The sequence below is a fragment of the Mesotoga sp. Brook.08.YT.4.2.5.2. genome, assembly GCF_003351125.1.
In the GTDB taxonomy this organism is placed as follows: Bacteria; Thermotogota; Thermotogae; order Petrotogales; family Kosmotogaceae; genus Mesotoga.
In genome coordinates, this window is record NZ_JPGZ01000006.1 from 183,036 (window position 1) to 207,107 (window position 24,072).

A 24,072-nucleotide genomic window follows, 5' to 3' on the forward strand; every position below is an offset into this window, starting at 1 on the left:
ACCTCCCAAGCGAGTTGAAAAGCTGATCTTTCTTTACTATAATGAATTGTATTGCGAATCGAGAGGAGGACAAATCAAATGTCCAAAGTTTGTGAAGTTTGTGGTAAGGCACCAAGAACCGGAAATATGGTCTCTCACTCAAATAAAAAGGCCAAGCGCTGGTGGAAGCCGAATGTTCACAAAGTCCGTGCCGTAGTTGATGGTGAGGTAAAGAGAATTAATGTTTGTGTGAAGTGCCTTAAAGCTGGGAAAGTCACAAGAGCAATTTAGTTATAGCATACCGAGCGTGTTTTGCCAAAAAGGTATTCCATGAATAGTAGAAAGACCTACGCCTTAGTAAATCTGTCTGCCTATAGACAGAATCTTCTTTATTTAGCTGGGAAAGCATATCCAGCGAGACTGATGGCAGTTGTGAAAGCAGATGCGTACGGCCATGGCGCTGAACAGCTGTCCAAAGTAGCCGAGGAAGCTGGCGTTGAAAGGCTTGCAGTTGCTTTTCTTGAAGAGGGGATAAAGCTTCGAGAGAGCGGAATATCTCTTCCGATTCTTGTCCTGAACTATGTGGATAATGAAGAGATACTTGCTGCAAAGGAGTACGGTCTTACATTGTCGCTCTTTTCCTCCGGTCAGCTTGATAGCATTTCTGGCCTCAACGAAACCCTTCCTGATTTTGAGATTGCAGTAGATACAGGGATGAGACGGCTTGGGATGAAATGGGAAGAATCGATCAAGTTATATGAGTCGGCGGTCGCTAATGGAATTAAGATAACGGGTGCTTACACACACTTTGCTACCGCCGATGAAAAGGATAGCGATTTCGTTTCCGAGCAGAGTGAGGAGTTCAGAAAGTTCCTCCAGGGCATTGGTAAGAGCAGGGGCAGGGACTTCGTGGTTCACATTTCGAATAGTGCCGGTACCATCTTTCTTGATAACAAAGACTACGATTATGTTAGAGTGGGTATTGCAACATATGGTCTTCAGCCATCGAGCGTTATTGACTACAATCTCAAGCCGATAATCGAGTGGAAAACCTGCATTTCCTTCCTAAAGAAGATTCGAGCCGGTGATTCGGTTAGTTATGGAAGAACCTTTGTTGCCGGACGAGAGATGCTTGTTGCCACTATTCCTGTTGGCTATGCAGACGGCTTTAATAGACTGCTCTCTAACAGAGGTTGTGTTATTATTGCGGGCAGGAGATGTAGAGTCCTGGGTAGGGTTTGCATGGATCAATTTGTGGTTGACGTATCACATGTCGATAGTAAGCTGTCGGTGGGAGACGAAGTAGTTATAATCGGTTCACAGAAAGAAGAGACGATAACTGCGGAGGAAATTGCAGAACTGTGCGGTACCATAAATTACGAAGTGGTTTGCTCTATCACTTCTAGAGTTCCCAGGATCTATTGGAAAGGAGAAGATTATGAAACTCCGCGACATAATAGGAAATGAGATTCTTAGTCAGATAAATGACGACCAGGATAAAACTAATAAGGACGGTCTTCCGTTTGTTTCAGACCTGCGCCCGGGAAGTTCTGTCCTTTCAATATTTAAGGTTCATTCTAAGAGAATTCAGGAGGCTCGAGATGGGAAGAAATTCCTTCTTCTCACTCTTTCTGACAAGACAGGCGCGATAAGAGCTATCGATTGGTTCAACGCAGAGCACAACGATGACACTCTGGAACAGGGAACCGTTGTAAGAATCTCGGGGCGGGTAGTTGTATATGAAGATAGGCAGCAGCTGAATCTTGATTCGGAAGGTATTCAAGTTCTAGAAATCGGACAGTATGATCCCGAAAGATTCATGGCTGTAACAACCAAAGATATCCCGCAGATGTATGATGAACTTTTGGGTCTTATAAACAATATGAGTGAAGAGCATATCAAGGCCTTGCTGAGAGATATCTTCGAAAACGATAAGAAGTTCATTGAGAAGTTCATTATCTCCCCTGCAGCGGCAAAGGTACACCATGCTTACAAGGGTGGTCTTCTGGAGCATACAATGTCTGTTGCAGAGCTTTGCGTTTTCTTCGCAACGAAGTACAGTGATTCTATAGACGGGGATCTTCTGATAGCAGGTGCATTGCTGCATGATATAGGCAAAGTTTATGAATACGCGGTAACGCCTGCCGGAATCGATCGAACTAACGACGGTGAGCTTGTTGGTCATATCGCTATGGGAATTGAGATGGTAGGCAGAGCAATAGCGAAGATACAGGGCTTCCCGCGCTATCTTCAAACCGAGATCAAACATCTTCTTCTATCTCATCACGGAGAGATGGAGTGGGGTTCCCCTGTTATTCCAAAGACAACTGAAGCGATTGTTCTTCACATGGCCGACGACCTCGATTCCAAAGTTGCCCAGTTTCGTGAGATTGAAGAGAGAGAATTCAACGGGTCAACGGCTTCTTGGAGCAACTATGATCGTTTTCTGAATAGAAGGGTCTTCATGAAGAACAGAAGATCAGGTGACTGAGGAATTGGGAGTGATATCTTGCCTGACAAGCTTGTTATAGTTGAGTCGCCCGCAAAGGCGAAGACGATTGGTAGATACTTGGGAAAAAACTACGAAGTTGCAGCTTCAAAGGGACATGTTAGGGATCTCCCCGAATCTAATCTCGGATTGAATCCTGAGAATTTCGAACCCACATATGAAGTCCTGAAAGGGAAGGAAAAAGTTGTACAGGAACTCAAAAAGAAGTCAAAAGGCAAGAAAGTCTTTCTGGCTTCTGACCTTGACCGTGAAGGAGAGGCTATTGCGTGGCATATTTCAGAGCTTCTTGGCCTTCCCAGAGATGAAAAGAACAGGATAGTCTTCAACGAGATTACTGAATCTGCAATAAAGAGCGCAATTCTTAGTCCAAGAAATATCGACATGTCAAAGGTTGAAGCTCAAGTAGCTAGAAGGGTTCTGGACAGAATTGTGGGCTACAAGATAAGCCCGCTTCTATGGAGAACTATGACTAAGGGTTTGAGCGCCGGCAGAGTTCAGTCGGTGGCTCTGAAGTTAATGGTTGAGCTTGAGAAGAAGATCGCAGTCTTTGTTCCGCACAGATTTTTCAAGATTTTTGCTAAGACTGCCGAGGATCGGTTCGCTCTTTCGCAAATTGAAGGAAAGAAGTTTAACAACAAATCCGTGACTACTGAAGAAAAGAGAGATGAGATCATTGAAGAGCTCTCGAAAAGCGTTCTCCGTGTTAAGGATGTTAAGAAACGAACTTCCAAGAGAAGCGCTCCGATGCCTTTTATTACTTCAACTCTTCAACAAAGCGCGAATGGGGAGCTAGGATGGAGCGCCAGCAAGACCATGAAAGTTGCTCAACAGCTGTATGAAGGAATTGAGACGGATCAGGGCCAGATAGCCTTCATCACATACATGAGAACAGACTCCACAAGGATTTCGAGTCAGGCAAGAGATAAGGCAGTAGAGATAATCAGCAACAGCTTCGGAAGCGAATACGTCGGTCCCGTTAGATCAGGCGGTAAAGGTAAGAAAATTCAGGATGCTCATGAAGCGATCAGACCAACATATCCCGAAAATGATCCGGAGATGGCCAAGAAGCTACTGTCAGGAGATAATCTCCGTCTCTATGTCCTAATATGGAATAGATTCATTGCTTCTCAGATGGCGAGTGCAGAGTATGCGGTGACAGATGTTGAATTGGCTGACGAAAGCGGCAAGTACATTCTGAGTTTGACCGGAGAAAGAAAACTATTCGACGGGTTTGAAAGGATTATCTCAAGATCCTCAAAGAGCGAAATTGGCCACGACTACAAAAAGGGAGAATTAGTCAAGCCTTCCAAACTAGAATGGGAAGAGGATACAACCAAACCGCCTTCCAGATTCAGTGAGGCCTCCCTGGTTAAAGAACTTGAGAAGAGAGGTATAGGGCGTCCGTCAACATATGCAACGATAATTTCCACACTTCTCGACAGGAAATATGTGCTGAGACAATCTAGAGAACTAAGACCGACATTGCTGGGCTCTATTGTTAATGAGTTCTTAAACGAGTATTTTCCGGATGTTGTTAACACGAATTTCACAGCAAACATGGAAGAAGAACTCGATGGTGTTGAAAACGGATCAAAAAAGTGGCGAGATGTTGTTCACGATTTCTATGAAGGTTTTAGAATAGATCTTGATCAGATTGACAAGAAGATCAAGAAGGGAGAGCTAAGAATCGAATTCGAGACCGATAGGGAGTGTTCTTGCGGCGGAGCCTTCAAGGTTGTATTCGGAAGGTACGGCGGATATCTTAAGTGTCAGTCTTGCGACAAAAACGAGTCTGTGGACATGACGTCCTTCACCTGTGTTATCGATGGAAAAGTTCTTCTGAAAGATGTTGCCCCGAATCAGAAATTAGAAGTTGAGATAGATGAAAGCTGTCCCGAATGCGGATCCAATTTGGTTAAGAGAAAAGGAAGATACGGAGAATTCATTGCCTGTTCTGCCTATCCGAAATGCAAGTACACAAGGAACGTCAGGATTGATGCACATTGCCCGAAATGCGGCGGGGTTGTTGAAAAGCTTAGAAGCAAGAAGGGGAAAAACTACTACAAGTGTTCCAGTTGTGGGGAAATGTTCTGGAACGAACCTACAGAAGAGAAGTGCGAGATCTGTGGCTCCAATCTCTTCCTCAAGGTGAAGCGAGGCGGAAAGAGAGTCAAGTACTGTGAAAACTGCAAGAAGGAATTCGAGGTGGGAGAAGCTTGATGCAGCGAAGGGTTGCCGTTGTTTACGGCGGGCTTTCTAATGAGAGAAACGTTTCGATTAAGAGCGGAATGAACGTAGTAACTTCTCTTGAGAAGCTCGGTGTGGAAGTAGTGCCCTTTGATCTCAGAAGGGAGACGATTCCTGCTCTTCTTACTTTAAAGGTAGACCTCATGTTTTTGGCTCTACATGGTAAGTTCGGTGAAGATGGGACGCTTCAGGGTATGCTAGAGCTGGCAGAAATGCCCTACACCGGCTCTGATTCCAGGACCAGTTCAATTTGCTTCGACAAGGAGATTACATACAGGCTTGTCAGGGATATCGTCGATCTGCCCGTATGGAGAAGAATTGGCGGCGAGGTCGATCTTGAGGGGTGGGAGACATTTCCCTGTGTGGTGAAGCCGGTAAGAGAAGGATCGAGCATCGGCGTATTCATCTGTGACGACCTTGCGGTATTGAAGGAAAGAACAAGGGAACTTCTTGGCACTTACGATTTTCTTCTCCTTGAAGAATACGTAGAAGGAAGAGAAATCACCATATCTATCATTGATTCGGAAGATGACCATATGGTTCTTCCGATTCTAGAGATAAGACCGAAGAGACGTTTTTATGATTATGAAGCTAAATACACGGCAGGGTTGACGGATTTTGTGGTCCCGGCTCCAATGAATAATGACGTGTATGAAACGATTATCGAAAAGTCTGCTGCAATCTACGATCTTCTCGGATGCAAGGATCTTGCCAGAATTGATGGAATACTGAGGGATGAGATTTTCTTCTTTCTCGAGGTAAATACTATACCTGGAATGACTGACCTGAGCGATCTTCCTATGTCTGCCAGGGCTGCGGGTATGTCTTTCGAGGACATTGTTCGGGGAGTGATTGAGTCTGCTGAGAAGAGGAACAGGAGGTAATCATGAAGACGATGCACGGTACAACGATACTGGTTCTGAGAAGAAACGGAAATACTGTTATGGTAGGAGATGGTCAGATCACGATCGGAGATACAGTGATGAAAGGCACAGCCAGAAAAGTAAGGAAGCTTGGCGATGGAGCGGTATTAGCGGGTTTCGCGGGTTCTGTAGCCGACGCAATGACTCTCTTCGAGAAATTCGAGGAAAAGCTCAAGGAAGTCAACTCAAATCTTAAGAGAGCAGCCGTGAATCTTGCTAAGGAGTGGAGAACAAACAAGATTCTTAAGAACCTTCAGGCTCTTCTACTCGTTGCTGACAAAGAGAGCATTCTTCTCGTATCTGGAAATGGCGAAGTGATAGAGCCCGACGAAGAAGTGCTGGCAATTGGTTCTGGCGGTTCTTACGCACTTGCTGCTGCAAGAGCTCTGATGAGGAATAGCGATCTCGATGCAGAAGAGATAGCAAGGAGGTCAATGACTATAGCCAGTGAGATATGCATCTACACCAACACGAATTTCACTCTGGAAACACTTGGAGGAGATAAGTAATGAAGAGAGAAGAATTGGATGAGTTGACTCCAAAGAGAATAGTCGAAGAACTCGATAAGTATATAGTAGGTCAAGACAAGGCTAAGAGAGCTGTCGCAGTAGCCATGAGAAATAGGATCCGTAGACAGAAACTTCCTGAAGAGATGCGAAAAGACGTAATACCAAAGAACATACTTATGATGGGCCCTACGGGGGTTGGCAAGACTGAAATAGCAAGAAGACTGGCGGAGTTGACTGGTTCTCCGTTTACTAAGGTCGAAGCAACTAGGTTCACGGAAGTTGGTTATGTTGGAAAGAATGTTGAGTCGATAATAAGGGAGCTCGTTGAAGTCGGGGTCAATATGGTCAAGCAGGAGAAGATCAGCGAGGTTGAGGGGAAGGCGATCTTCCAGGTTGAGGAGAGAATCCTTGAAGCCCTGGTTCCCGGTCCTCAGACGAAAGGAAGTGGACCGAGGAACATTCTTGAGTTATTTCAGGGACAACAGCAGTCTAAACCCAGTCAGGAGGAACTTGAAAGAATAAAGGACCGCAGGGAAGACTATAGAGAGAGATTGAGAAGCGGAGATCTTGAAGATCTCGATATTGAGGTTGAGATAGAGGATCACAGTCAACCGATGATAATGATTCCCGGTATGGAAGACATGGGAATCGATATGTCGGGTGTTCTGGGAGGTATGGTGCCGAAGAAGACGAAAAAGAGGAGAATGAGAATTGTCGATGCTCGAAGGGCACTCTTACCGGTTGAAGCTGAAAAACTTCTTGATATGGATAAGGTCATAGCAGAAGCGATTGAAAGAGTTCAAAATAGAGGAATTGTATTCATTGATGAGATAGACAAGATAACTTTCCGAAGCGGTTCCCATGGACCAGATGTCTCTCGCGAGGGTGTTCAGAGGGATTTACTGCCGATCATTGAGGGAACAACTGTCACAACCAAACATGGCCAGATAAGAACCGATTACATACTTTTCATTGCGGCAGGAGCTTTTCATGCGGCAAAACCCTCTGATTTGATACCTGAATTTCAGGGAAGGTTTCCTATAAGAGTTGAGCTTGACGCGTTGACCCAGGGGGATTTCTTAAGAATCCTGGTTGAGCCTAAGAATGCAATAACGAAACAATACGTTGCTTTGCTGGAAACTGAAGGTGTAGAAGTAAAGTTCACCGAAGATGGCCTCAATGAGATAGCCAGGGTATCCCACAATCTTAATGAAAGTATAGAGAACATAGGAGCTAGAAGATTATACACGGTTGTTGAGAAGGTTCTAGAAGAGGTATCGTTTAAGGCTCCGGACGTTAGTGATGAAGTTCTTATTGATTTGAAGTATGTTGATGAAAGAATCGGCGAAATCGCGGCCGACGAGGATCTCAGTGCTTTCATTTTGTGATGGATAGACTAGAATATGCTGCAATTGCGCTTTCGGGCGACTTCAACCCTTCTGAAATGGAGAAGATAGAGAGTTCTGGATTCGATAGCTCTCTGCTTTTTCGTTCGCCAATAGAATTGAATAGAAACAAACTGAAGAATTTCGCAAGGAATTTCTCCAGTGTTATTAGAACTCTTTCAACATACGGCAACTTCATAACTCACAGGGATGAGGAGTATCCCGATTCTCTGAAGCACATCTTCGAACCGCCTTCAGTGCTTTTCTTTCGGGGAAAAGTCTCATTGCTCGATTCAAAAAGCGTCTTAGCGGTTGTCGGATCAAGGAAGGCCGACAAGTACGGAACTTCAGTTGCCAGAGAGTACTCAAGGTTGCTTTCCGAAAGAGGAATCACGATAGTCAGCGGTCTTGCTGTCGGAATAGATGCCGAAGCTCACATTGGTGCTCTTGACGGATCTGGAACGACTGTAGGTGTTTTGGGAACGGGAATCGACGTCTATTACCCTGCGTCAAACAGCTCTCTTATCAGATCGGTCATGGAAAAAGGTTGCGTAATTTCGGAGTATCTGCCTGGAACGCCCCCCTTGAAACAGAATTTCCCAAGAAGGAATAGAATAATTGCCGGTCTAGCTAGGGCGGTCTTAGTGGTACAGGCGACTATACGAAGTGGCTCCTTGATCACCGCTAGGCTCGCGCTTGAAAATGGAAGAGATGTCTACGCTGTTCCCGGGGATATCAACCGAAAGAACTCTGAGGGAACAAACTGGCTCATAAAGAATGGTGCAAAGCTCGTTGCGGAATTCGGTGACGTAATTGAAGAATTCCCTGAGATTGACATTGGAGAGTTACACGAAGGGAGTGTAGATTCAGAGGTTCTAGAAGTTCTCGGAACCGGTTCCCTAACGTTTGGAGAGCTTCTTCTCAAAACGAAACTACCTAGCAAAGATTTGATAGTTGAGTTAACGAACCTTCAACTCGAAGGTTACGTTTATGAGGAAAACGGGCGATGGAATAGAACTTAGCCGTTTTGAGCTGGTATAATCTTGATGAAATGTTGATCTAGAGACGAGATTGGAGGGAGAAAAATGCCTTACGTTAACACAAAACTGATACTTGATAGGGCTAACAAAGAATCCTACGCGGTACCAGCACTAAATATCAACAATCTAGAATTCCTTCAAGCGATTATCGATGCTGGAGTTGAAGAGCGCTCTCCAGTGATAATCGAAACCTCTGAAGGTGCAATCAAGTATGCAGGAAACGGCAATGTTATGCTGGGAGCAAGGCTTTTTGTTTCGATGGTAAGGAGTTATGCGGAGACCGTCGATATTCCAGTTTCACTACATGTCGATCATGGAAAGAACTTCAAAATACTCATGGCCGCCATTCAGGCAGGCTATTCTTCTATAATGATTGATGCTTCCGAATTTCCCTTTGAGAAGAACGTTATAGAGACGAAGAAAATGGTGGAAATTGCCCACAGTCTTGGAGTATCGGTTGAAGCGGAACTCGGCAGATTGGTTGGGATAGAGGACAATGTTGTGGTTGAGTCCCATGAAGCGGCTCTTGTCGATCCCAAGGAGGCAGAGCAGTTTGTTAAAGAGACTGGGGTGGACTTTCTTGCTCCTGCTATAGGAACTAGCCATGGGGCCTTTAAGTTCAAAGGAGAAGCGAGACTTGACTTTGAGAGACTGAAGATGGTTAAGAAGCTTACCGGTATTCCTCTTGTTCTACATGGAGCTTCGAGCGTTCCCAAGGAGGTCAAGGACCTGGCCGAGGAGTATGGAGCTGACTTCAAAGGGGCAAAGGGAGTTCCTGGCGAGATTCTTGCTGAATCAGTGAAATTCGGAATAAACAAAGTTAACACAGATACAGATTTGAGAATGGCTTTCATCGCTTCGTTGAGAGAGTTTCTTGCAAAGAATCCTGGGGAGTTTGATCCGAGGAAATACTTCAAGACACCGAAAGAACTGGTCAAGAATGTGATAAGGGAAAGGTTGAGACTTCTAGGATGTTCTAATAAAGCATAAACGGGGGTGTCAAATGAAGATTCTTGTAATCAATTGCGGCTCGTCCTCAATCAAGTACCAGCTTCTCGATGCCGCAAGTGAAAATGTTCTGGCAAAAGGTCTACTCGAAAGAATAGGAATTCCTGGATCCAAACTGACTCACAAGAAGAGCGACCAGAAGTTTGAGTTCGAGAACGACATTGCCGACCACACTGAAGGCCTAGAACTTATAATAGAAGTTTTGCAGGCTGAGAAGACTGGAGTTGTGAAAGACATTAACGAGATTGAAGCGGTAGGTCATCGTGTAGTCCACGGTGGTGAAAGATTTGCTTCTTCAGTGCTCATTGACGATGAAGTGATAAAGGAAATAGAATCCAACAACTTCCTTGCACCTCTTCATAATCCGGCGAACATAGAAGGGATCGTTGCTGCAAAGAAGATCCTTCCATCGGTTCCTCAAGTGGGCGTCTTTGATACGGCATTCCATCAATCAATGCCCGAATCCTCTTACCTTTACGCAATACCTTATGGTCTGTATAGGAAGTATAAAATAAGAAGATACGGCTTCCATGGCACAAGCCACAGATACGTTTCGGAAAGGGTTGCATCCATTCTAGGGAAACCACTCAAGGAGCTAAAGATAATAACTGCTCACATAGGCAATGGCGCTTCGATCACAGCCGTTAAGAATGGCAGATCTTTCGATACTTCAATGGGGTTCACGCCTCTTGAGGGATTGGTTATGGGAACTCGCTCTGGAGATATTGATCCTGCAATAGTGCCTTTCTTGCAAGAACAAGAAGGGCTCTCACCTGGCGAAGTCAACAATCTGCTAAACAAGGAAAGCGGTATGTACGGACTCACAGACAGGCAGTTCAGTGATATGAGAGACATTGAGATGCGCGCAATTGATAATGAACCTCTGTGTAAACGAGCTCATGACGTATATGAGCACAGATTGGCTAAGTACATTGGTGCTTATGCAGCCGCTATGAACGGAGTCGATGCAATAGTCTTCACAGCTGGAGTCGGAGAAAACAGCGCATATCTGAGAGCCAATATCATAAATAAGTATCTTGGCCACCTTGGGATATCTCTTGACGAAGAAAACAACAGAGCCAGGGGAAAGGAAGTAATGATTTCAACTGCAGACTCTAGAGTCAAGGTTTTTGTGATTCCTACGAACGAAGAACTCGTTATTGCAAGGGATACAAGTAAGATAGTTAAGAACGGACTTAAGGAACTGAAACTTTGGGAAGACTGAAAGGCGATGAAGGATTATAAGGGAAATTGTTCTAGAGGGAGATACGAAACTTGCAGGTCGTGGTGAGAAGGCAGACTTGTATTATATTGTCTCGTCAGGTGGCCTTATTCTTAAGGGATTCAATTCGGATGACAAGGTCTATATGGAAGGAGATCTAGCAGACCCAATGTCTATAGTTGGTGAAAAGTACAGCGGAGATCTTCTTTCCATAGGGGATTCTTCAATTCTTGTTGGCGATAGGGATGAGCTCAGAGAATATCTGGTTGCCAGGCCGGAGAGACTCGAGAAGTTCCTTCAGAATGTCGAAGAAGATTTGAGATCATGTTCCGAATCGAAGGGTCTTGATCTTGACGGTTTGGTTTCGATTTTGGTATCCATGAAGCAGCACTGGTTGAAGGAATACCCTCCACTATTGTTCGGCGAAAAGTCTCTTTACAGAAAGGGCATAAAGCTGATAGAGAGGAGGGAATACCCATCTGCTCAGGAAGTTCTGAAGAGTTATCTGGAACAGTATCAGAACTCACCTTTGTCAAGACCGGTGAAACTCTACTATTCATTAAGCTGTTTTCTAAATAACTCTTTAGATCTGGCATTGACATCGATTCTGGAGATTGTTGAAGGAGAGGCAGACGAGATAGCTGGAATAGCTAGGTTCTTTGCTTGTCGCATGGGACTTCTAGAATCGGGATTCAAGTTCCTCTATAAGGGACCCGATTACAGTTCAAACCTCTTCAGGAATTTGAGAAGGGACTCACGGAAAATCAGAAAGACCGATTCGGACAAGATTGTTGTTGAGGAGGGGAAAAGAGCCGGCAGTGCTATCTTTCTTCTCAAAGGAGAGATGATTCTCTCGAAAAGAAGAGAGAATGAAAACTCTGTTCTATTCTCGCTTAAATCTCCAAATTCTATCGGCGAAGTTCAGTTGCTGGCGAAGAGTAAGTGGGACACGACAGTTGTTGTTCGGAGAAATTCCGAGTATGTGCTCTTGGACAGAAGCCGGCTTGTTCAACACCTGATACACAAATCTCCTCAAGACGGATTCAAGATGGTGGAGTATATTCTCGGGTATATGAGGCAGTCACTAATTTCATGATGTTCAATGAATCTTGTAAATCATCTCGCTCTGCTTTAGCAAAACCTCAGGATCGAGTTCTGTTGCTTCCAGAAATAGCGGATCGTCATCCGGAACGGTAGGAAAGAGAGGAGTGAGCCCTTTGTCCTTAGCGATTCCGCAAAGCCCTCCTATTATTTCCCTATATGAGGAACTCTTTACTGGGCCAGCGTCTCTCACATAGAAGAGAGAATCCTTTTCCTGCCAGATGCAGTAGCCTCTTTCCTTTCCCTCGGAATTCTCAACGAAGTCAAAGTTGTACTGCTCTAGATGAGTGAAGCTAGAAGGCTCTCTTTCCCACTCGGGATTTCTCTTGAAGTTGCTAATTGCAGAAAGAGCGCACTCTATAATTCTGCTTGAATCGGATTTCTTGAGTGAGAATCCCTTTGTGCCGGGTCTTTTGATGAAGAAAGTGATCAGATTACGTTTGTGCCTGAAGCCATACTTTTCATAAAAGGCGATTGCTGCAGAATCCTTTTCCGGGACCTCCAGAACAATTTGCTCACAACCATTCCACTTTGCGATTTTAAGTGCCTCATCGACCATTCGGAAGCCAATTCCTTCTCTTCTGAAAGAAGACAAGACTCCCATCAGGTCGATTTTTGCTCTTTTGCCCCTGAAACTCAACAGCACAACTCCCGCATACTCTCCCTTTACTTCCATAACGAAGGATTCCGAAAGCGATATGTTGTTCTCTCTCACATCTCTCTCGAAACTCTCCAGAGTCCAGTGCATTCTGAGAACATAGTCCGAAAAAATCGAATTCAGAAGATTTACTAATTCAACTTTTGAGAGATCCTCAAGTTTATGGAACAAGTTATCCATCAAGTTTTTCCCGCCTCGCTTTCACAAAGTAGTTGTGTTCCTCCGCCAATTCAGAAAGTAAATCACTCATCTTCCAGTTCATATTCGATTCAGTGGTGGTTGCGAATACCAAGTCTCTCCCAAGATACCGACGGATTTGTTTAATGATCTGACCAATATAACTGTTCTCAAACCCACTAAAAATCACATAACATAGAACCTCGCCGGAAGTCAAGGGAGCCTCCTTCTTTGGACATTCCGAATTCAGAATTTCCTTCAGAGTTAAGTTCTCCAACCCACGGCAGTCGATTACCGTGGTGTCCTTGAATGATTTTCGAAGGACCTCTGTTGCCGCTTCGTCACAGTGAAGAAGGACCGCACGCTGGAGCTCGAAAGTACTCATTCAATCACCTCAGAACAATTCTAGCACAGCCATACCCGCTCAAAGCCAACGGTTACCTATGGGCTAACTTTGTGAGCTGCTCGCTGTAAATCCGTGCAGACTGTTATTAATGGGAAGCCAATGGAAAAACGGAGACATTGATCGAAGCCTCAGGTTATAATAAATGAGGGAGGCGGGCTTGTGATAGTCCATGTTGGAAGATTTAGAAGTAGCAAGAGACAAGAATTCTGGGGAGTTGTTGAAGAGGGTTTTGTCCGTCCTCTGGATGTGGAATGTTCAACGACGGGTGACTTTCTTAGCTCGGTATCTGAGGATCTCAAGCAACTCAAGGACCTTGCTTCCGAAGAAAAGATCGTTCTCTCCGAGATTGAGGTTCTATCTCCTATAACAAAACCATGCAGGGTTATTTGCCAGGGAAAGAACTATCTGGATCATCTTCTGGATACGGGAACAAGGCAGAAAGACAAGAAGTACAACATGTTCTTCAACAAATCCTCTGCTTCAATATCAGATCCTTGTTCACCAATTGTTAGGCCACTTGGGGTACGGCTTCTAGATTATGAAGTGGAGCTGGGCCTTGTCATCAGAGCTCAAATAAGCCGAAGTATCGATGTTGACTCATCGCAACTCACTACTTACGTAGGTGGAATCGTTATGGCGAATGATGTTTCAGCGAGGGATGTCCAGTTACCTCAGTCTCAGTTCTTTAAGGGTAAAAGCTATCGTACTTTCTGCCCTATAGGTCCGTTCATGGCGATGTTTGATGAAGAGGAGACGGAATGTGTCGCGAATCTCAATCTCGAACTGAGTGTAAATGGTTCCGTCAGGCAGAGTGCTTCGACATCTAGCATGATTTATAGCCCTGCAGAGACGATTTCGGAGCTGAGTCGGTTTTCAGATCTTTACCCTGGAGACGTTATTCTCACGGGTACTCCGAAAGGGACCGCACTCAGTACAAAAAAGGGGTTTCGTTCGTGGTTCATTGGTCAGCTTTCTGAGTCCAAAAGATGGGAGATCTTTGTTAGAGATCAGCAGAAGAGCGGGAGATATTTGAACCCCGGGGATGTTGTTGAATCCAGGATATTCTCTTCAGATGGCAGAATAAGTCTTGGTTTGCAAAGAAACGTGGTTGTTGGTGAGGAGGAAGCGTATTAATGATAGGAATTATTTGTGACTCAATCGTCGATCTTCCTTTGGAGCTGGCTGAAAGAGAAGATGTGTACATCGTTCCTGTGATGGTTGTTCTGGGAGAAAAGTCCTTTCGCGAGGGCGTAGAAATAAGCAAGGCCGAAATTGCGGACTTTCTTGACGACAACTTTGCCAGAACGTCACTCCCTAGCCCTGGTGACGTGATGAAGGCCTTCGAGACAATGTATGCAAGAGGTTACGATGAACTTCTTGTTGTCAATCTTTCCGGTGGGCTTAGCGGAACTCATAATTTATTCAAGACGATAGGTGAACAGTTTGCTAGCGAGCGCAAGTCGGTTGTCATAGAATCGGTAGATTCTTTGTCACTTTCGGGCGGAATAGCCATGCTTGTCTACAAGGCAATAAAGATGAAAGAACGTGGAGACTCTTTGAGAGTAATCGCATCAGACCTTAGAAGTTGCGCAGGAATCAAGAACATAGTCTTCTTCACTTTGCCGACATTGAAGTATCTCAAACAGAGCGGGAGAATAGGAAGGCTTGAGGGTTCTGTAGGAGAAATACTCAATGTGAAACCTATAGGAACAATCGACAGTAGTGGTGTTTTCACCCTCTCCGGCAAAGCCAGGGGGATGAAAAAGGCCGTTGAAAAGATGGTAGATCGTCTGCTAGACACAGTCAAAGGAAAGAAAGTCCTTTGTGTTGCTCTGTATCATTCTGGAGATGACAGCAATACGGTCTCCCTGGTTGATTGGGTCAGAACGAAAATCTCTTCGCTTTCTGAGAATTTGCTTGCAGGAGAGTTATCCTCTGGAATCCTGGTCCACGGAGGGAAAGGAATTATTGGGATAGGGGCCTTGATTGCGTAGGAATAATAAGATCCAGTAATCTTAACTAATGCACTGAAATCGTTGGAAGAAGCGTATCAAGTAAATCGATTGCCCAACAAGAAGCAACAGTGAGCAACGGAAAGATCTCAGGATTTATCTGCAGGATACAACAGCTAATTTGCCTTTTTCTTCGATATTTATTCTTCATTCACTCAAATAAAGGATATTCACGTTTTGACTGACTTAATTGAATTGTTATAATGGAAGCGATTCCAAATTCCTATTGATTATAGGAGCGATCTCTTTGAAGAAGCCAACTATTAAGGATGTTGCAGCTCTTTCCGGAGTTGGAACCGGTACCGTTTCGCGTGTACTAAATGGCGGTTCTGTTAAAGAGGCAACCAGGATTAAGGTTGTTAGAGCGATTGAGAAATTAGGTTATCAACCGAATCAAACGGCAAGAACACTGGCGGGAGGCAAGACAAGAAGAATTCTCTTCCTGATGCCGGAAGTCAGGACTGAGTTCCATTGGAGAGTTATGAAGTCGTTTGATGACTATCTCGACATGAAAAACTACGAGATGGTAATTTATCCTGTGTTTTCGGAAAGGAGACTGAGCAGACTTAGGAGAGATCTTGCTTTGCTTCATGACTCAGATGGGGCTGTAGTTTGTACAATGAACACAGAATTCTTGCTTAAGAACGGTATTGACTTCGGAACAAACATAGTCTTTTTTGAGGCTCAATCCGAGGAGTACGACTGTGTTTATCTGGATAATGTCATGGGCGGAAGGATGGCTGCCGAGCTGCTCATTGAGTGTGGCTCATCAGATTTCTTTGTGATCTCTTTTGAGGAAGAAAACACTATTCTAGCAACTGAGAATTTCGAAAAGAGAATTGAGGGCTTTATCGACATTCTCCGGGACAAGGGATATGATTTTGACCCAGAGAGGCTCGTCTACACATCGTTCTTCTTCGAAACGGCTCACGAAAAGATTGCACGGATCCTTTCTGAAAACACTAAACCCGGCATTTTCGCATTGGCCGACAATTTTGCCCTTGAGGTTCTTCAGACTGCTGCTGCTATGAAGAAGATTCCTGGAAAGGATTTTTTCCTTGTGGGATATGATAATCAGAGTTGGACTCAAAGAGCTGGTTTGACTACAATCGAGCAGCCAATGGAAGAAATGGGGAAGAAAACAGCGGAGCTGATAATCCAAAAGATAGAAGCACCAGGACAGTATGTTCAGCCGGTTAGATTCCTGCCCAAGCTAAAACGCAGGAGGACGGCCTGATTTATCTCTAATAGTGAGGAGGATTTATGGCCAGGAAAGATAAGCTATCACTTGCTCAGAAGGAACAGAGAACCGCTTACAAATTGCTTATTCCAGCTCTGCTGATCCTAGCGGCCGTTGCTTTTTATCCCCTGTTTCAGGTTTTCTACACGAGTCTCACCGACAAGGTCTTCGCCTCGGGAAAGGACGAGGCGCCTGAGTTCATAGGGCTAGAAAACTATAAGAGTCTGCTCGGGCTTACAATACGGGAACTACCTGCAGTGTTAGATGATTCAACCGGAGAAACATTGATTGACGAGTCAACGGGTAGACCAGTATATGAAAGAGCGATTAGAGTCTTGCCCAGAAGTCCGATCAGGTACAGAGAGTGGTTTCAGTTTTCTTTTTTCGGACGGCGTTATGTAGTAGGTGCGAGAGATCCTGAGTTCATGAAGGCGATCTGGAATACGCTGGTCTTCACTGTTATTTCGGTCTTTCTAGAGACTATTCTTGGTCTTGGAGTTGCACTTGTAGTGAACAGCAACTTCAAGGGGAAAGGAATTATGAGAGCTACAATGCTTGTTCCCTGGGCCGTTATTACCGTTGTCTCAGCAAGGATATGGGAGTGGATGCTTCAACCAACGAGAGCTGGTCTTTTCAACATGGTCATTAGTAGACTGGGCTTGGGCGATGGAGATCTTTCGTTCCTCAGTATGTCAGGTCTGCAAATGCCCACTCTCATAGCTGTAGATGTTTGGAAAACAACGCCGTTCATGGCGCTTCTGATTCTTGCGGGATTGCAGCTTATCCCGAGAGAACTCTATGAAGCTGGAAGGGTTGATGGAGCAAGTAGAATTAGACAGTTTCTCTCTATCACAATGCCGCTTTTAAAGCCTACGTTAGCTGTAGCGCTCATCTTCAGAACGCTTGACGCCCTAAGAGTGTTTGACGTATTTCAGGTCTTGATGGGCAACCGGATGTACTCTATGGCCTCATACAATTATTATCAGCTGATCGGGAACAGGAATATGGGACTAGCTTCGGCAATAGGCGTAATAATATTCTTCCTAATCGGTATCTTCGCTGTGATTTACATGAGGCTTATGGGAGTTGATGAAGAATGAAGAAGAATAGATTGCTCTGGTTCATAGGGAGAGTAGCTTTCTGGGTACTCGTACTGTTCATATTCTTTTACATGCTATTTCCGTTCTACTGGGCAGTTAACTCCTCGCTGAAGTCTGAGGCTCAACTACAGATGACCCCCGCTACTTTTGTTCCTGTGGACGGAAATGGAAAGTTCTCGCCGACACTTCAGAATTATGTTGCTGTGTTCAATGACGGGACCTTCGTTAGAGCTTTGTGGAACAGCACCATAGTTGCAGGACTAACTACAGTTCTTGCTCTAGGAGTTGGGTCTTTTGCGGCCTACGCAATGGGAAAACTTAGGTTCAAAGGGAAGAAGATAACACTCTATCTAATCCTTTCGCTAACCATGTTTCCTCAAATCACTGTACTCTCTGGGTTATACGCGGTAATCACAACGCTGAATCTAGGTGCTAGATTGAGTTTGATCCTCTCTTATATGATTTTTACTTTGCCTTTTACAACATGGGTTCTTACAGCTTTTTTCAAAGAGCTTCCTACGGAGATTATGCAGTCGGCATGGGTCGACGGTGCAACTCCATTCCAAACTTTCTATATGATCTTGCTGCCTTTGACAGCGCCGGCCCTAGTAACAGCAGGATTACTGGCATTTATAGCTGCTTGGAACGAGTACATATTTGCTCTTACATTCACAACTATTGCGCCTCAAGCAAGGACAATTCCCGTCGCGATTTCGTTGTTCACAGGGAGTGTCTCGAGACAGGTTCCCTTTGGCGAGATCATGGCTGGCGCAGTAGTGGTTACAGTACCGGTTGTAGTTCTTGTTTTCATCTTCCAAAGACGAATTGTGCAAGGATTGACTGCCGGGGCGGTAAAGGGATAGCGATGCTGAAATTATATGAATGTTTCGTTTCAATGCTAACGGGAGGTGATTTGAAGAGTCAAAGTAACTAAATGAGATTTGAGGATTGATGAAACTCAAAAAAACTCTTTTGAAGGAGGGGTATTATGAAAAAGGTACTTTTAACTCTCATGGTAGTATCATTCGCGTTAATGGCCATTTCCCAAACTGTGATTACGGTAGCCGCAGGAGCTGTCGGTCAGGAACTCGAGCTAACAAGGAAGGCTGCTGAGATGTATATGGAGATCCATCCGGATGTCACGGTAAGAGTTCTCGACACTCCAGATATGGTACAGGACAGACTAGGTCTCTATCTCCAGTTCCTCGAAGCAAGAAGTCCCGAGATTGACGTTTATCAGGTGGACGTAATCTGGCCCGGCGACCTCGCAGAACACTTCGTAGATCTTTACGAGTACAACGCCGACAAGGTTGTATCGATGCACTTTCCGGCAATAGTTGAGAATAACACAGTAGATGGAAAACTGGTTGCCATTCCATGGTTCACGGATGCCGGACTTCTCTACTACAGGACCGACCTTCTTGAAAAGTATGGGCTTGCTGTGCCGAAGACCTGGGACGAACTGGAAGAGACAGCAAGAATAATACAGGAAGGCGAGAGGAAAACAAATCCCGACTTTTGGGGATTTGTTTGGCAGGGAAACGCCTATGAGGGCTTAACATGTGACGCTCTTGAATGGCTTGCTTCAAACGATGCAGGTACGATTATCAGCGCCGACAAGAAGATAACAATTGCCAATGCAAACGCCGTTGAGATACTTGAAAAGGCCGCCGGCTGGGTAGGCACGATTTCTCCAAGTGGTGTCTTGACATTTGCCGAAGAGGATGCAAGAGCGGTATGGCAGACAGGGAACGCTGCTTTCATGAGAAACTGGCCATACGCTTATTCACTAAGCAGAGGCGAGGACAGCGCCGTAGCAGGAAAGTTTGACGTCTCTCCTCTACCTGCAGGAAAGAGCGGTAGCGGAGCGGCAACGCTTGGCGGTTGGCAGCTCTCGGTTAGCAAGTACAGCAGAAATCCGGAAATTGCAGCCGATGTGGCGCTCTTCATGGCTGGATATGAAGTTCAGAAGATGAGGGCAGTAGAAGGCTCCTTTAACCCCACAATTGGGGCTCTTTATGCGGATTACGAAGTGCTAAAAGCCAATCCGTTTTTTGGTTCATTGTATGATGTGTTTATAAATGCCGTTGCTAGACCTTCAACGGCGACCGCGCCACGATATAATGAAGTGTCTACTCTCTTCTTCAAGGCGGTTCATAACATCCTCTTGGGTACAGCAGATGCTCAGAACGCTCTTGAAGAACTCGCTCTTGATCTGGAAGATCTAACAGGTTTTGAAGTAGTTTGGGGCTTCTAGTAACTGTCTAACTTGGTTAGCTGGTCCCAATCGGGACCAGCTAACCTTTTGCCAAAGCAGAAAGAAGGTGTGGACGTGAAGACTACGCAAGTACAGAGAAAGAGTCTGAAGGACTATGAGCCTTTTATAGAAAGTGATCTATTGGAGAGTATTCTTAAGCTTTCGAGCGAACTCAGGGGTCTGAGAGTTTTGCATGTCAACGCAACATCTTTTGGAGGAGGCGTGGCGGAAATACTACACACTCTGATTCCTTTAATGAAAGACTGTGGCCTCAATGTCGATTGGAAAGTAATTGACGCTCCTTCTCGGTTTTTCGACCTTACAAAAAGGATGCACAACGCACTTCAGGGTAAGGAGGATCGACTATCAGATGAAGATAGGGACCTTTTTGAAAACGTTTCAAAAGACAACGCGAGTTTCATAAAACCAGGTGAATACGATATTGCGGTGATACATGACCCTCAACCGGTAGGTCTTCCTGCCTTTGCAGACTTCGGAAGTTGCAGGCTTGTATGGAGATGTCACATAGATACTTCCTCACCCAATCGGGTCTTCTGGGATTATCTAAACGGCTTCCTGTCTTACTATAATGCAGCTGTATTCACACTCAAAGACTATGCTAAAGACGGGATTTCAATCGACAAGATCTACGAAATTCCACCTTCAATTGATCCTCTAAGCAACAAGAACAGGGAACTGTCGAAGGAAGAGATGCAACAGGCACTAAGAAAACTCGGAATCGAGAGTGGAAAACCCGTTATAACTCAAGTATCAAGGTTCGATCCGTGGAAGGATCCGTTGGGAGTTGTAGATGCGTATAGAAAGCTGAAGGAGAGGTTTAGAGAGCTTCAGCTTCTGCTAATAGGGTCGATGGCTTCAGATGATCCTGAGGGCTGGAAGATCTATGAAGACCTTCTAAGATACAGTGGAATGGATTACGACATCAAGGTTCTCTCGAACTTCCAGAATATCAGTGATATCGAGGTGAACGCAGCTCAAAGAGTAAGCAAAGTCGTTCTTCAGAAATCACTTCGCGAGGGTTTTGCTTTGACTGTGAGCGAGGCAATGTGGAAGAAGACTCCCGTAGTTGGGGGAAACGTTGGAGGCATTCCTCTTCAGGTTCACCACGGAATTAACGGCTATCTCGTTGAAAGCGTTGAAGATACCATTGAGTACACTGGAAGAATACTTGATGATCCCGGTCTTGCAAAGGAAATGGGGAACAAGGGATATGAAATAGTGAAGAAAGACTTCCTAAGTACGAGACATCTACATCAATATCTTCAACTTTTCCGAGATCTTACGAATTGAGAAGGCCCCCGTCCCGGCCATATGCGGAACGGGGAGCTTCATATCAGAGGAGCTTCTCCACCTTTCTTCTTTCAAGATTCTCGTATATGGGCAGACCATGTAGATAGAGATTTGGAGCTTCACCCTGTATGAGCGGTAGTGCATAGGATCTGAACTCCTCAGTAACGTGAAATCCGTCTTCCGAGATGAATTCTTTAGGAAGGTCTTTCGTTCCGTTGGCGATCCTCTCCAGATCAACTGTGCAGTATTTCTTCAGATAGGGCCTATTACTTAATCGGCGAATTGAGACCATCACTCCGCTTACCCCTTCTAGTGCTTCCCTGACTGCTAGTGCTCCTACCTCAACTGCTTCTTGCCAATCTATAAGGCTTGCAATGTGTCTTGAAGACCTCTGAAGATAATCCGGGATAGCGACATGCACTTTGCACTTCAAGGAATCGCGAATTGTCTTTTCGAGGTATTGCCCTATCTTCCCGAGCTGCACATTTCCGAAGGAATCGTAGTATCCGGCAGTAGATATGTATGATCCATCAGGCCTCTTAAGAGCCTCTGACGCAACGATCGAACAATAGCCCTCTCTTACGATTACATCATCTACTTTTGCAATGAAGGCATCTTCGTTGAAGGGTACTTCCGGGAAAAGTATGATCTGAGGACCGTGGAATCGGTCACTACTTGCAAGTGAACCTGAAGCAGCAAGCCAGCCTGAATGACGCCCCATAGACTCCATAATGAAAACCTTTGTGGAATCGCTGTACATTGATCTCTTATCTCTCGTCGCCTCCATTATCGAAATCGCAGTGAATCTTGCAGCGGAACCATATCCAGGACAGTGATCGGTTTCCATGAGATCATTATCAACAGTCTTGGGTATTCCTATCACTTGCAATGGAATGCCGAGTTCTTTTGCTTTGTTATCGATCTTGTTGGCGGTATCCATTGAATCATTGCCCCCGTTATAGAAGAAGTAACGGATGGAATGAGCGTCGAAGACTCTGAACAATCTATCGAAGTCCTCATCGCTGTCGATTTTCGTTCTGCAAGAGCCGAATACCGCGCCAGGAGTGTAGGGAATCCTGTCTATCTCACTCCGTGTTTCTTCCGTCAAGTCAAGAAGCTCTTCGTTGAGGATTCCTTTGATACCATTTATTCCGGCAAATATCCTGTCGATTCCTTCACTCTCAAGCGCCGCAACAATCGTCCCATAAGCTGATGCGTTGATTACGGATGTAACGCCCCCGGATTGAGCATATAACGCGTTTTTCACTTTCATGATCCACCTCCCCCCATCATTTCGTAACTATGATATCAGACACACTAAACCGGAGGGAAGTTGCTCACTCGCTGTAGCATCAACTAGTAGGGTTGAAAAGAGCTCGTGCCAGCTTGCTTTGTCTGAAATGCTTCATACTCATAGATTAGATCTATGGCATCTTTCCTGTAAAAAATTCTCGTAATAAGCAAGGACAAAATGCTTACCGCAACGCTAAAATGAGAAAAGGAATCCATAACTGCCATGGACTCCTTCCTTTGTTCTGAAATAGTCGATAGAGCTCGATTTTTGGAAAGTCTACTAGACAGAAACGAACAAGCGATTATATTCCTTTAGACCTAAAGCCAATACTTCAATGGCGATCTTCATCTTTTCTGAAGAAAGAACATAAGCAATCCTAACTTCTTTTCGTCCAATGCCTTCACTCGAATAGAATCCCTCCAGCGGCGCCACCATTACAGTGCTTCCATCATAGGAAAAGTCTGTAAGCATCCATTTGACGAATTCTTCAGCGTCTTCAACAGGAAGCTTGACCGAGATATAGAAAGCACCAGAGGGTTTTTGCATCTCTATTCCATCGATTTTGCTCAGTTCTTTAAAGACCACATTTCTTCTGAGTTCATACTCTCTTCTCACCGAATCAGTGTATTCTTTACCAAGCGTTAGAAGGCCAATTGTTCCAAGCTGAGCAATGGTTGGAGGAGATAATCTTGCCTGAGCAAACTTCATCATTGTTCTGTAAAGCTCACTGTTTTTTGTTGCCACACAACCAATTCTTGCGCCACAGCTGCTGAATCTCTTAGAAATACTATCAACGATAATTATGTCCTGTCCTGAATCAAGCGTCATTATTGAAGAAGGCTTTATTTCATCAAAAACGATTTCTCGATACACCTCGTCGCAGATAATATATAGATCATTTCTTCTTGCGAAGTCGATAAGTCTCCTTAACTCACGCTCTGTATAAACTACTCCCGTGGGATTAGAAGGATTTGAGAATAGAATCGCCCTCGTCCTTTTTGTCAAGGCCTTTGATAGTTCTTCGTCAGCGGGCAGCCGATATCCGTTTGATATTTTCGACGTAGCGGACCTCACATTGAGTCCCAGCATGTTGGCAAAGCCTTTGTAATTTGCGTAGAATGGCTCGATCAACATAATCTCATCGCCAGGATCAGCGACAGCAGCAAGGGCGAAAAGAATCGCCTCGCTGCCACCCGAAGTGACAAGAAGCTCATCGGCCGAAACGTCTATTTCCCATGACTGGAAATAGTCTGAAAAAGCTTGCTTTAGCTCTCTTATTCCATCTGAAGGCGAGTATGAGACTACAGAATCTGATAGCTTATTCATGTAATCATAAAACACTCTTGGAGTTTCAATGTCAGGCTGACCGATATTGAGATGATAGACTTTCACACCTTTCTCCTTCGCTTTCTGTGCAAAAGGCACTAGTTTTCTTATAGGAGAAGATGGCATAAGAATTCCGCGTTTCGATATTTCCATGATTTGCCCCCTTAAGTCAAAATGATAACCTTTCTGAATCATTATACAATAAGTAGATCTGAGCATAAAGGGTAACGTTAGCCCTTCAGAAGGCGTTAGTTGGATTTCCAGTTGCATCATCTAGCGAAAAAGGCTGCATACGCAGCCTTCGTTATGAATAGCATCAAAACCTGTTTTCTAGTGACAAGAACAAATGATTATTTTCTTCTGTCCTC

22 protein-coding genes are annotated in these 24,072 nt (G+C 44.8%); 18 read left to right on the top strand and 4 right to left on the bottom strand.

What is annotated here, in order from left to right; translation table 11 throughout:
• The first annotated feature begins 78 nt into the window (after nt 1-78).
• From rpmB to Q502_RS01805, 11 genes are all read left to right on the top strand, one after another.
• Nucleotides 79-270: a 50S ribosomal protein L28 gene (rpmB, locus tag Q502_RS01755; protein WP_099830535.1), complete on the top strand. Its 192-nt coding sequence runs from the start codon at nt 79-81 to the stop codon at nt 268-270.
• A gap of 39 nt (nt 271-309) precedes the next feature.
• Nucleotides 310-1,446 (top strand): alanine racemase, encoded by a 1,137-nt coding sequence (alr, locus tag Q502_RS01760; protein ID WP_099830536.1) that lies wholly within the window; start codon nt 310-312, stop codon nt 1,444-1,446.
• Nucleotides 1,418-2,470, top strand: a complete 1,053-nt coding sequence (locus Q502_RS01765; protein WP_099830537.1) for a 3'-5' exoribonuclease YhaM family protein — start codon at nt 1,418-1,420, stop codon at nt 2,468-2,470. The genes alr and Q502_RS01765 overlap by 29 nt, the downstream gene beginning before the upstream one ends.
• An 18-nt stretch (nt 2,471-2,488) precedes the next feature.
• Nucleotides 2,489-4,708: a type I DNA topoisomerase gene (gene topA / locus Q502_RS01770; protein WP_099830538.1), complete on the top strand. Its 2,220-nt coding sequence runs from the start codon at nt 2,489-2,491 to the stop codon at nt 4,706-4,708.
• A complete protein-coding gene (locus Q502_RS01775; protein ID WP_099830539.1) occupies nt 4,708-5,619 on the top strand; it encodes a D-alanine--D-alanine ligase in 912 nt (303 codons plus the stop codon). The genes topA and Q502_RS01775 overlap by 1 nt, the downstream gene beginning before the upstream one ends.
• A 2-nt stretch (nt 5,620-5,621) precedes the next feature.
• The gene (gene hslV, locus Q502_RS01780; RefSeq protein ID WP_099830540.1) at nt 5,622-6,167 is read left to right on the top strand and encodes an ATP-dependent protease subunit HslV; all 546 of its coding nucleotides are present in this window, start codon (nt 5,622-5,624) and stop codon (nt 6,165-6,167) included.
• Nucleotides 6,167-7,555 carry an ATP-dependent protease ATPase subunit HslU gene (gene hslU, locus Q502_RS01785; protein WP_099830541.1) on the top strand — a complete coding sequence of 463 codons (1,389 nt, stop codon included), beginning with the start codon at nt 6,167-6,169 and terminating at the stop codon, nt 7,553-7,555. The genes hslV and hslU overlap by 1 nt, the downstream gene beginning before the upstream one ends.
• Nucleotides 7,555-8,574 (top strand): DNA-processing protein DprA, encoded by a 1,020-nt coding sequence (gene dprA, locus Q502_RS01790; protein ID WP_099830542.1) that lies wholly within the window; start codon nt 7,555-7,557, stop codon nt 8,572-8,574. Before hslU ends, dprA begins: the two co-directional genes overlap by 1 nt.
• Before the next feature lie 63 nt (nt 8,575-8,637).
• A complete protein-coding gene (fba, locus tag Q502_RS01795; protein ID WP_099830543.1) occupies nt 8,638-9,582 on the top strand; it encodes a class II fructose-1,6-bisphosphate aldolase in 945 nt (314 codons plus the stop codon).
• 13 nt (nt 9,583-9,595) lie between these two features.
• A complete protein-coding gene (locus Q502_RS01800) occupies nt 9,596-10,825 on the top strand; it encodes an acetate kinase (RefSeq protein ID WP_099830544.1) in 1,230 nt (409 codons plus the stop codon).
• A 76-nt stretch (nt 10,826-10,901) separates the two neighbouring features.
• Nucleotides 10,902-11,918, top strand: coding sequence for a cyclic nucleotide-binding domain-containing protein (locus tag Q502_RS01805; RefSeq protein WP_243392400.1), 1,017 nt, complete (start codon nt 10,902-10,904; stop codon nt 11,916-11,918).
• Between the two features lie 3 nt (nt 11,919-11,921).
• On the opposite strand, the gene Q502_RS01810 is transcribed toward Q502_RS01805, so the two are convergent.
• Nucleotides 11,922-12,761 carry an N-acetyltransferase gene (locus tag Q502_RS01810; protein WP_243392407.1) on the bottom strand — a complete coding sequence of 280 codons (840 nt, stop codon included), beginning with the start codon at nt 12,759-12,761 and terminating at the stop codon, nt 11,922-11,924.
• On the bottom strand, nt 12,754-13,143 hold the full coding sequence (locus Q502_RS01815; protein ID WP_099830546.1) for a DUF3783 domain-containing protein: 390 nt from the start codon (nt 13,141-13,143) through the stop codon (nt 12,754-12,756). Before Q502_RS01815 ends, Q502_RS01810 begins: the two co-directional genes overlap by 8 nt.
• A gap of 180 nt (nt 13,144-13,323) precedes the next feature.
• On the opposite strand from Q502_RS01815, the gene Q502_RS01820 reads away from it, so the two are divergent.
• The 7 genes from Q502_RS01820 to Q502_RS01850 all read left to right on the top strand — a co-directional run bounded on the left by Q502_RS01820 (nt 13,324) and on the right by Q502_RS01850 (nt 21,084).
• Nucleotides 13,324-14,298, top strand: coding sequence for a fumarylacetoacetate hydrolase family protein (locus Q502_RS01820; RefSeq protein ID WP_165775397.1), 975 nt, complete (start codon nt 13,324-13,326; stop codon nt 14,296-14,298).
• Complete coding sequence (locus Q502_RS01825) at nt 14,298-15,158, top strand: DegV family protein (protein WP_099830548.1); 861 nt, start codon at nt 14,298-14,300, stop codon at nt 15,156-15,158. Before Q502_RS01820 ends, Q502_RS01825 begins: the two co-directional genes overlap by 1 nt.
• A 265-nt stretch (nt 15,159-15,423) precedes the next feature.
• Entirely contained in the window at nt 15,424-16,413 is a 990-nt protein-coding gene (locus Q502_RS01830) for a LacI family DNA-binding transcriptional regulator (protein WP_099830549.1), read from the top strand.
• Between the two features lie 26 nt (nt 16,414-16,439).
• Entirely contained in the window at nt 16,440-17,516 is a 1,077-nt protein-coding gene (locus Q502_RS01835; RefSeq protein WP_099830550.1) for a carbohydrate ABC transporter permease, read from the top strand.
• A complete protein-coding gene (locus Q502_RS01840; RefSeq protein ID WP_099830551.1) occupies nt 17,513-18,379 on the top strand; it encodes a carbohydrate ABC transporter permease in 867 nt (288 codons plus the stop codon). The genes Q502_RS01835 and Q502_RS01840 overlap by 4 nt, the downstream gene beginning before the upstream one ends.
• Nucleotides 18,380-18,504: 125 nt before the next feature.
• Entirely contained in the window at nt 18,505-19,773 is a 1,269-nt protein-coding gene (locus Q502_RS01845) for an ABC transporter substrate-binding protein (protein WP_099830552.1), read from the top strand.
• A gap of 75 nt (nt 19,774-19,848) precedes the next feature.
• On the top strand, nt 19,849-21,084 hold the full coding sequence (locus Q502_RS01850) for a glycosyltransferase (protein ID WP_099830553.1): 1,236 nt from the start codon (nt 19,849-19,851) through the stop codon (nt 21,082-21,084).
• A gap of 43 nt (nt 21,085-21,127) precedes the next feature.
• Here Q502_RS01850 and Q502_RS01855 read toward each other — a convergent pair whose 3' ends face one another.
• Together Q502_RS01855 and Q502_RS01860 are read right to left on the bottom strand one after the other, a co-directional pair.
• Nucleotides 21,128-22,351, bottom strand: coding sequence for a 6-phosphofructokinase (locus Q502_RS01855; protein ID WP_099830601.1), 1,224 nt, complete (start codon nt 22,349-22,351; stop codon nt 21,128-21,130).
• A gap of 306 nt (nt 22,352-22,657) precedes the next feature.
• Nucleotides 22,658-23,857 (bottom strand): pyridoxal phosphate-dependent aminotransferase, encoded by a 1,200-nt coding sequence (locus Q502_RS01860; protein ID WP_099830554.1) that lies wholly within the window; start codon nt 23,855-23,857, stop codon nt 22,658-22,660.
• Nucleotides 23,858-24,072: the final 215 nt, after the last annotated feature.

What these genes read in the sequence shown, in the direction of transcription:
- rpmB (WP_099830535.1), top strand. Translation starts at nt 79, where the DNA reads ATGTCCAAAGTTTGTGAAGTTTGTGGTAAGGCACCAAGAACCGGAAAT.
- alr (WP_099830536.1), top strand. Translation starts at nt 310, where the DNA reads ATGAATAGTAGAAAGACCTACGCCTTAGTAAATCTGTCTGCCTATAGA.
- Q502_RS01765 (WP_099830537.1), top strand. Translation starts at nt 1,418, where the DNA reads ATGAAACTCCGCGACATAATAGGAAATGAGATTCTTAGTCAGATAAAT.
- Q502_RS01775 (WP_099830539.1), top strand. Translation starts at nt 4,708, where the DNA reads ATGCAGCGAAGGGTTGCCGTTGTTTACGGCGGGCTTTCTAATGAGAGA.
- hslV (WP_099830540.1), top strand. Translation starts at nt 5,622, where the DNA reads ATGAAGACGATGCACGGTACAACGATACTGGTTCTGAGAAGAAACGGA.
- hslU (WP_099830541.1), top strand. Translation starts at nt 6,167, where the DNA reads ATGAAGAGAGAAGAATTGGATGAGTTGACTCCAAAGAGAATAGTCGAA.
- dprA (WP_099830542.1), top strand. Translation starts at nt 7,555, where the DNA reads ATGGATAGACTAGAATATGCTGCAATTGCGCTTTCGGGCGACTTCAAC.
- fba (WP_099830543.1), top strand. Translation starts at nt 8,638, where the DNA reads ATGCCTTACGTTAACACAAAACTGATACTTGATAGGGCTAACAAAGAA.
- Q502_RS01800 (WP_099830544.1), top strand. Translation starts at nt 9,596, where the DNA reads ATGAAGATTCTTGTAATCAATTGCGGCTCGTCCTCAATCAAGTACCAG.
- Q502_RS01810 (WP_243392407.1), bottom strand. Translation starts at nt 12,761, where the DNA reads ATGGATAACTTGTTCCATAAACTTGAGGATCTCTCAAAAGTTGAATTA.
- Q502_RS01815 (WP_099830546.1), bottom strand. Translation starts at nt 13,143, where the DNA reads ATGAGTACTTTCGAGCTCCAGCGTGCGGTCCTTCTTCACTGTGACGAA.
- Q502_RS01825 (WP_099830548.1), top strand. Translation starts at nt 14,298, where the DNA reads ATGATAGGAATTATTTGTGACTCAATCGTCGATCTTCCTTTGGAGCTG.
- Q502_RS01835 (WP_099830550.1), top strand. Translation starts at nt 16,440, where the DNA reads ATGGCCAGGAAAGATAAGCTATCACTTGCTCAGAAGGAACAGAGAACC.
- Q502_RS01840 (WP_099830551.1), top strand. Translation starts at nt 17,513, where the DNA reads ATGAAGAAGAATAGATTGCTCTGGTTCATAGGGAGAGTAGCTTTCTGG.
- Q502_RS01845 (WP_099830552.1), top strand. Translation starts at nt 18,505, where the DNA reads ATGAAAAAGGTACTTTTAACTCTCATGGTAGTATCATTCGCGTTAATG.
- Q502_RS01860 (WP_099830554.1), bottom strand. Translation starts at nt 23,857, where the DNA reads ATGGAAATATCGAAACGCGGAATTCTTATGCCATCTTCTCCTATAAGA.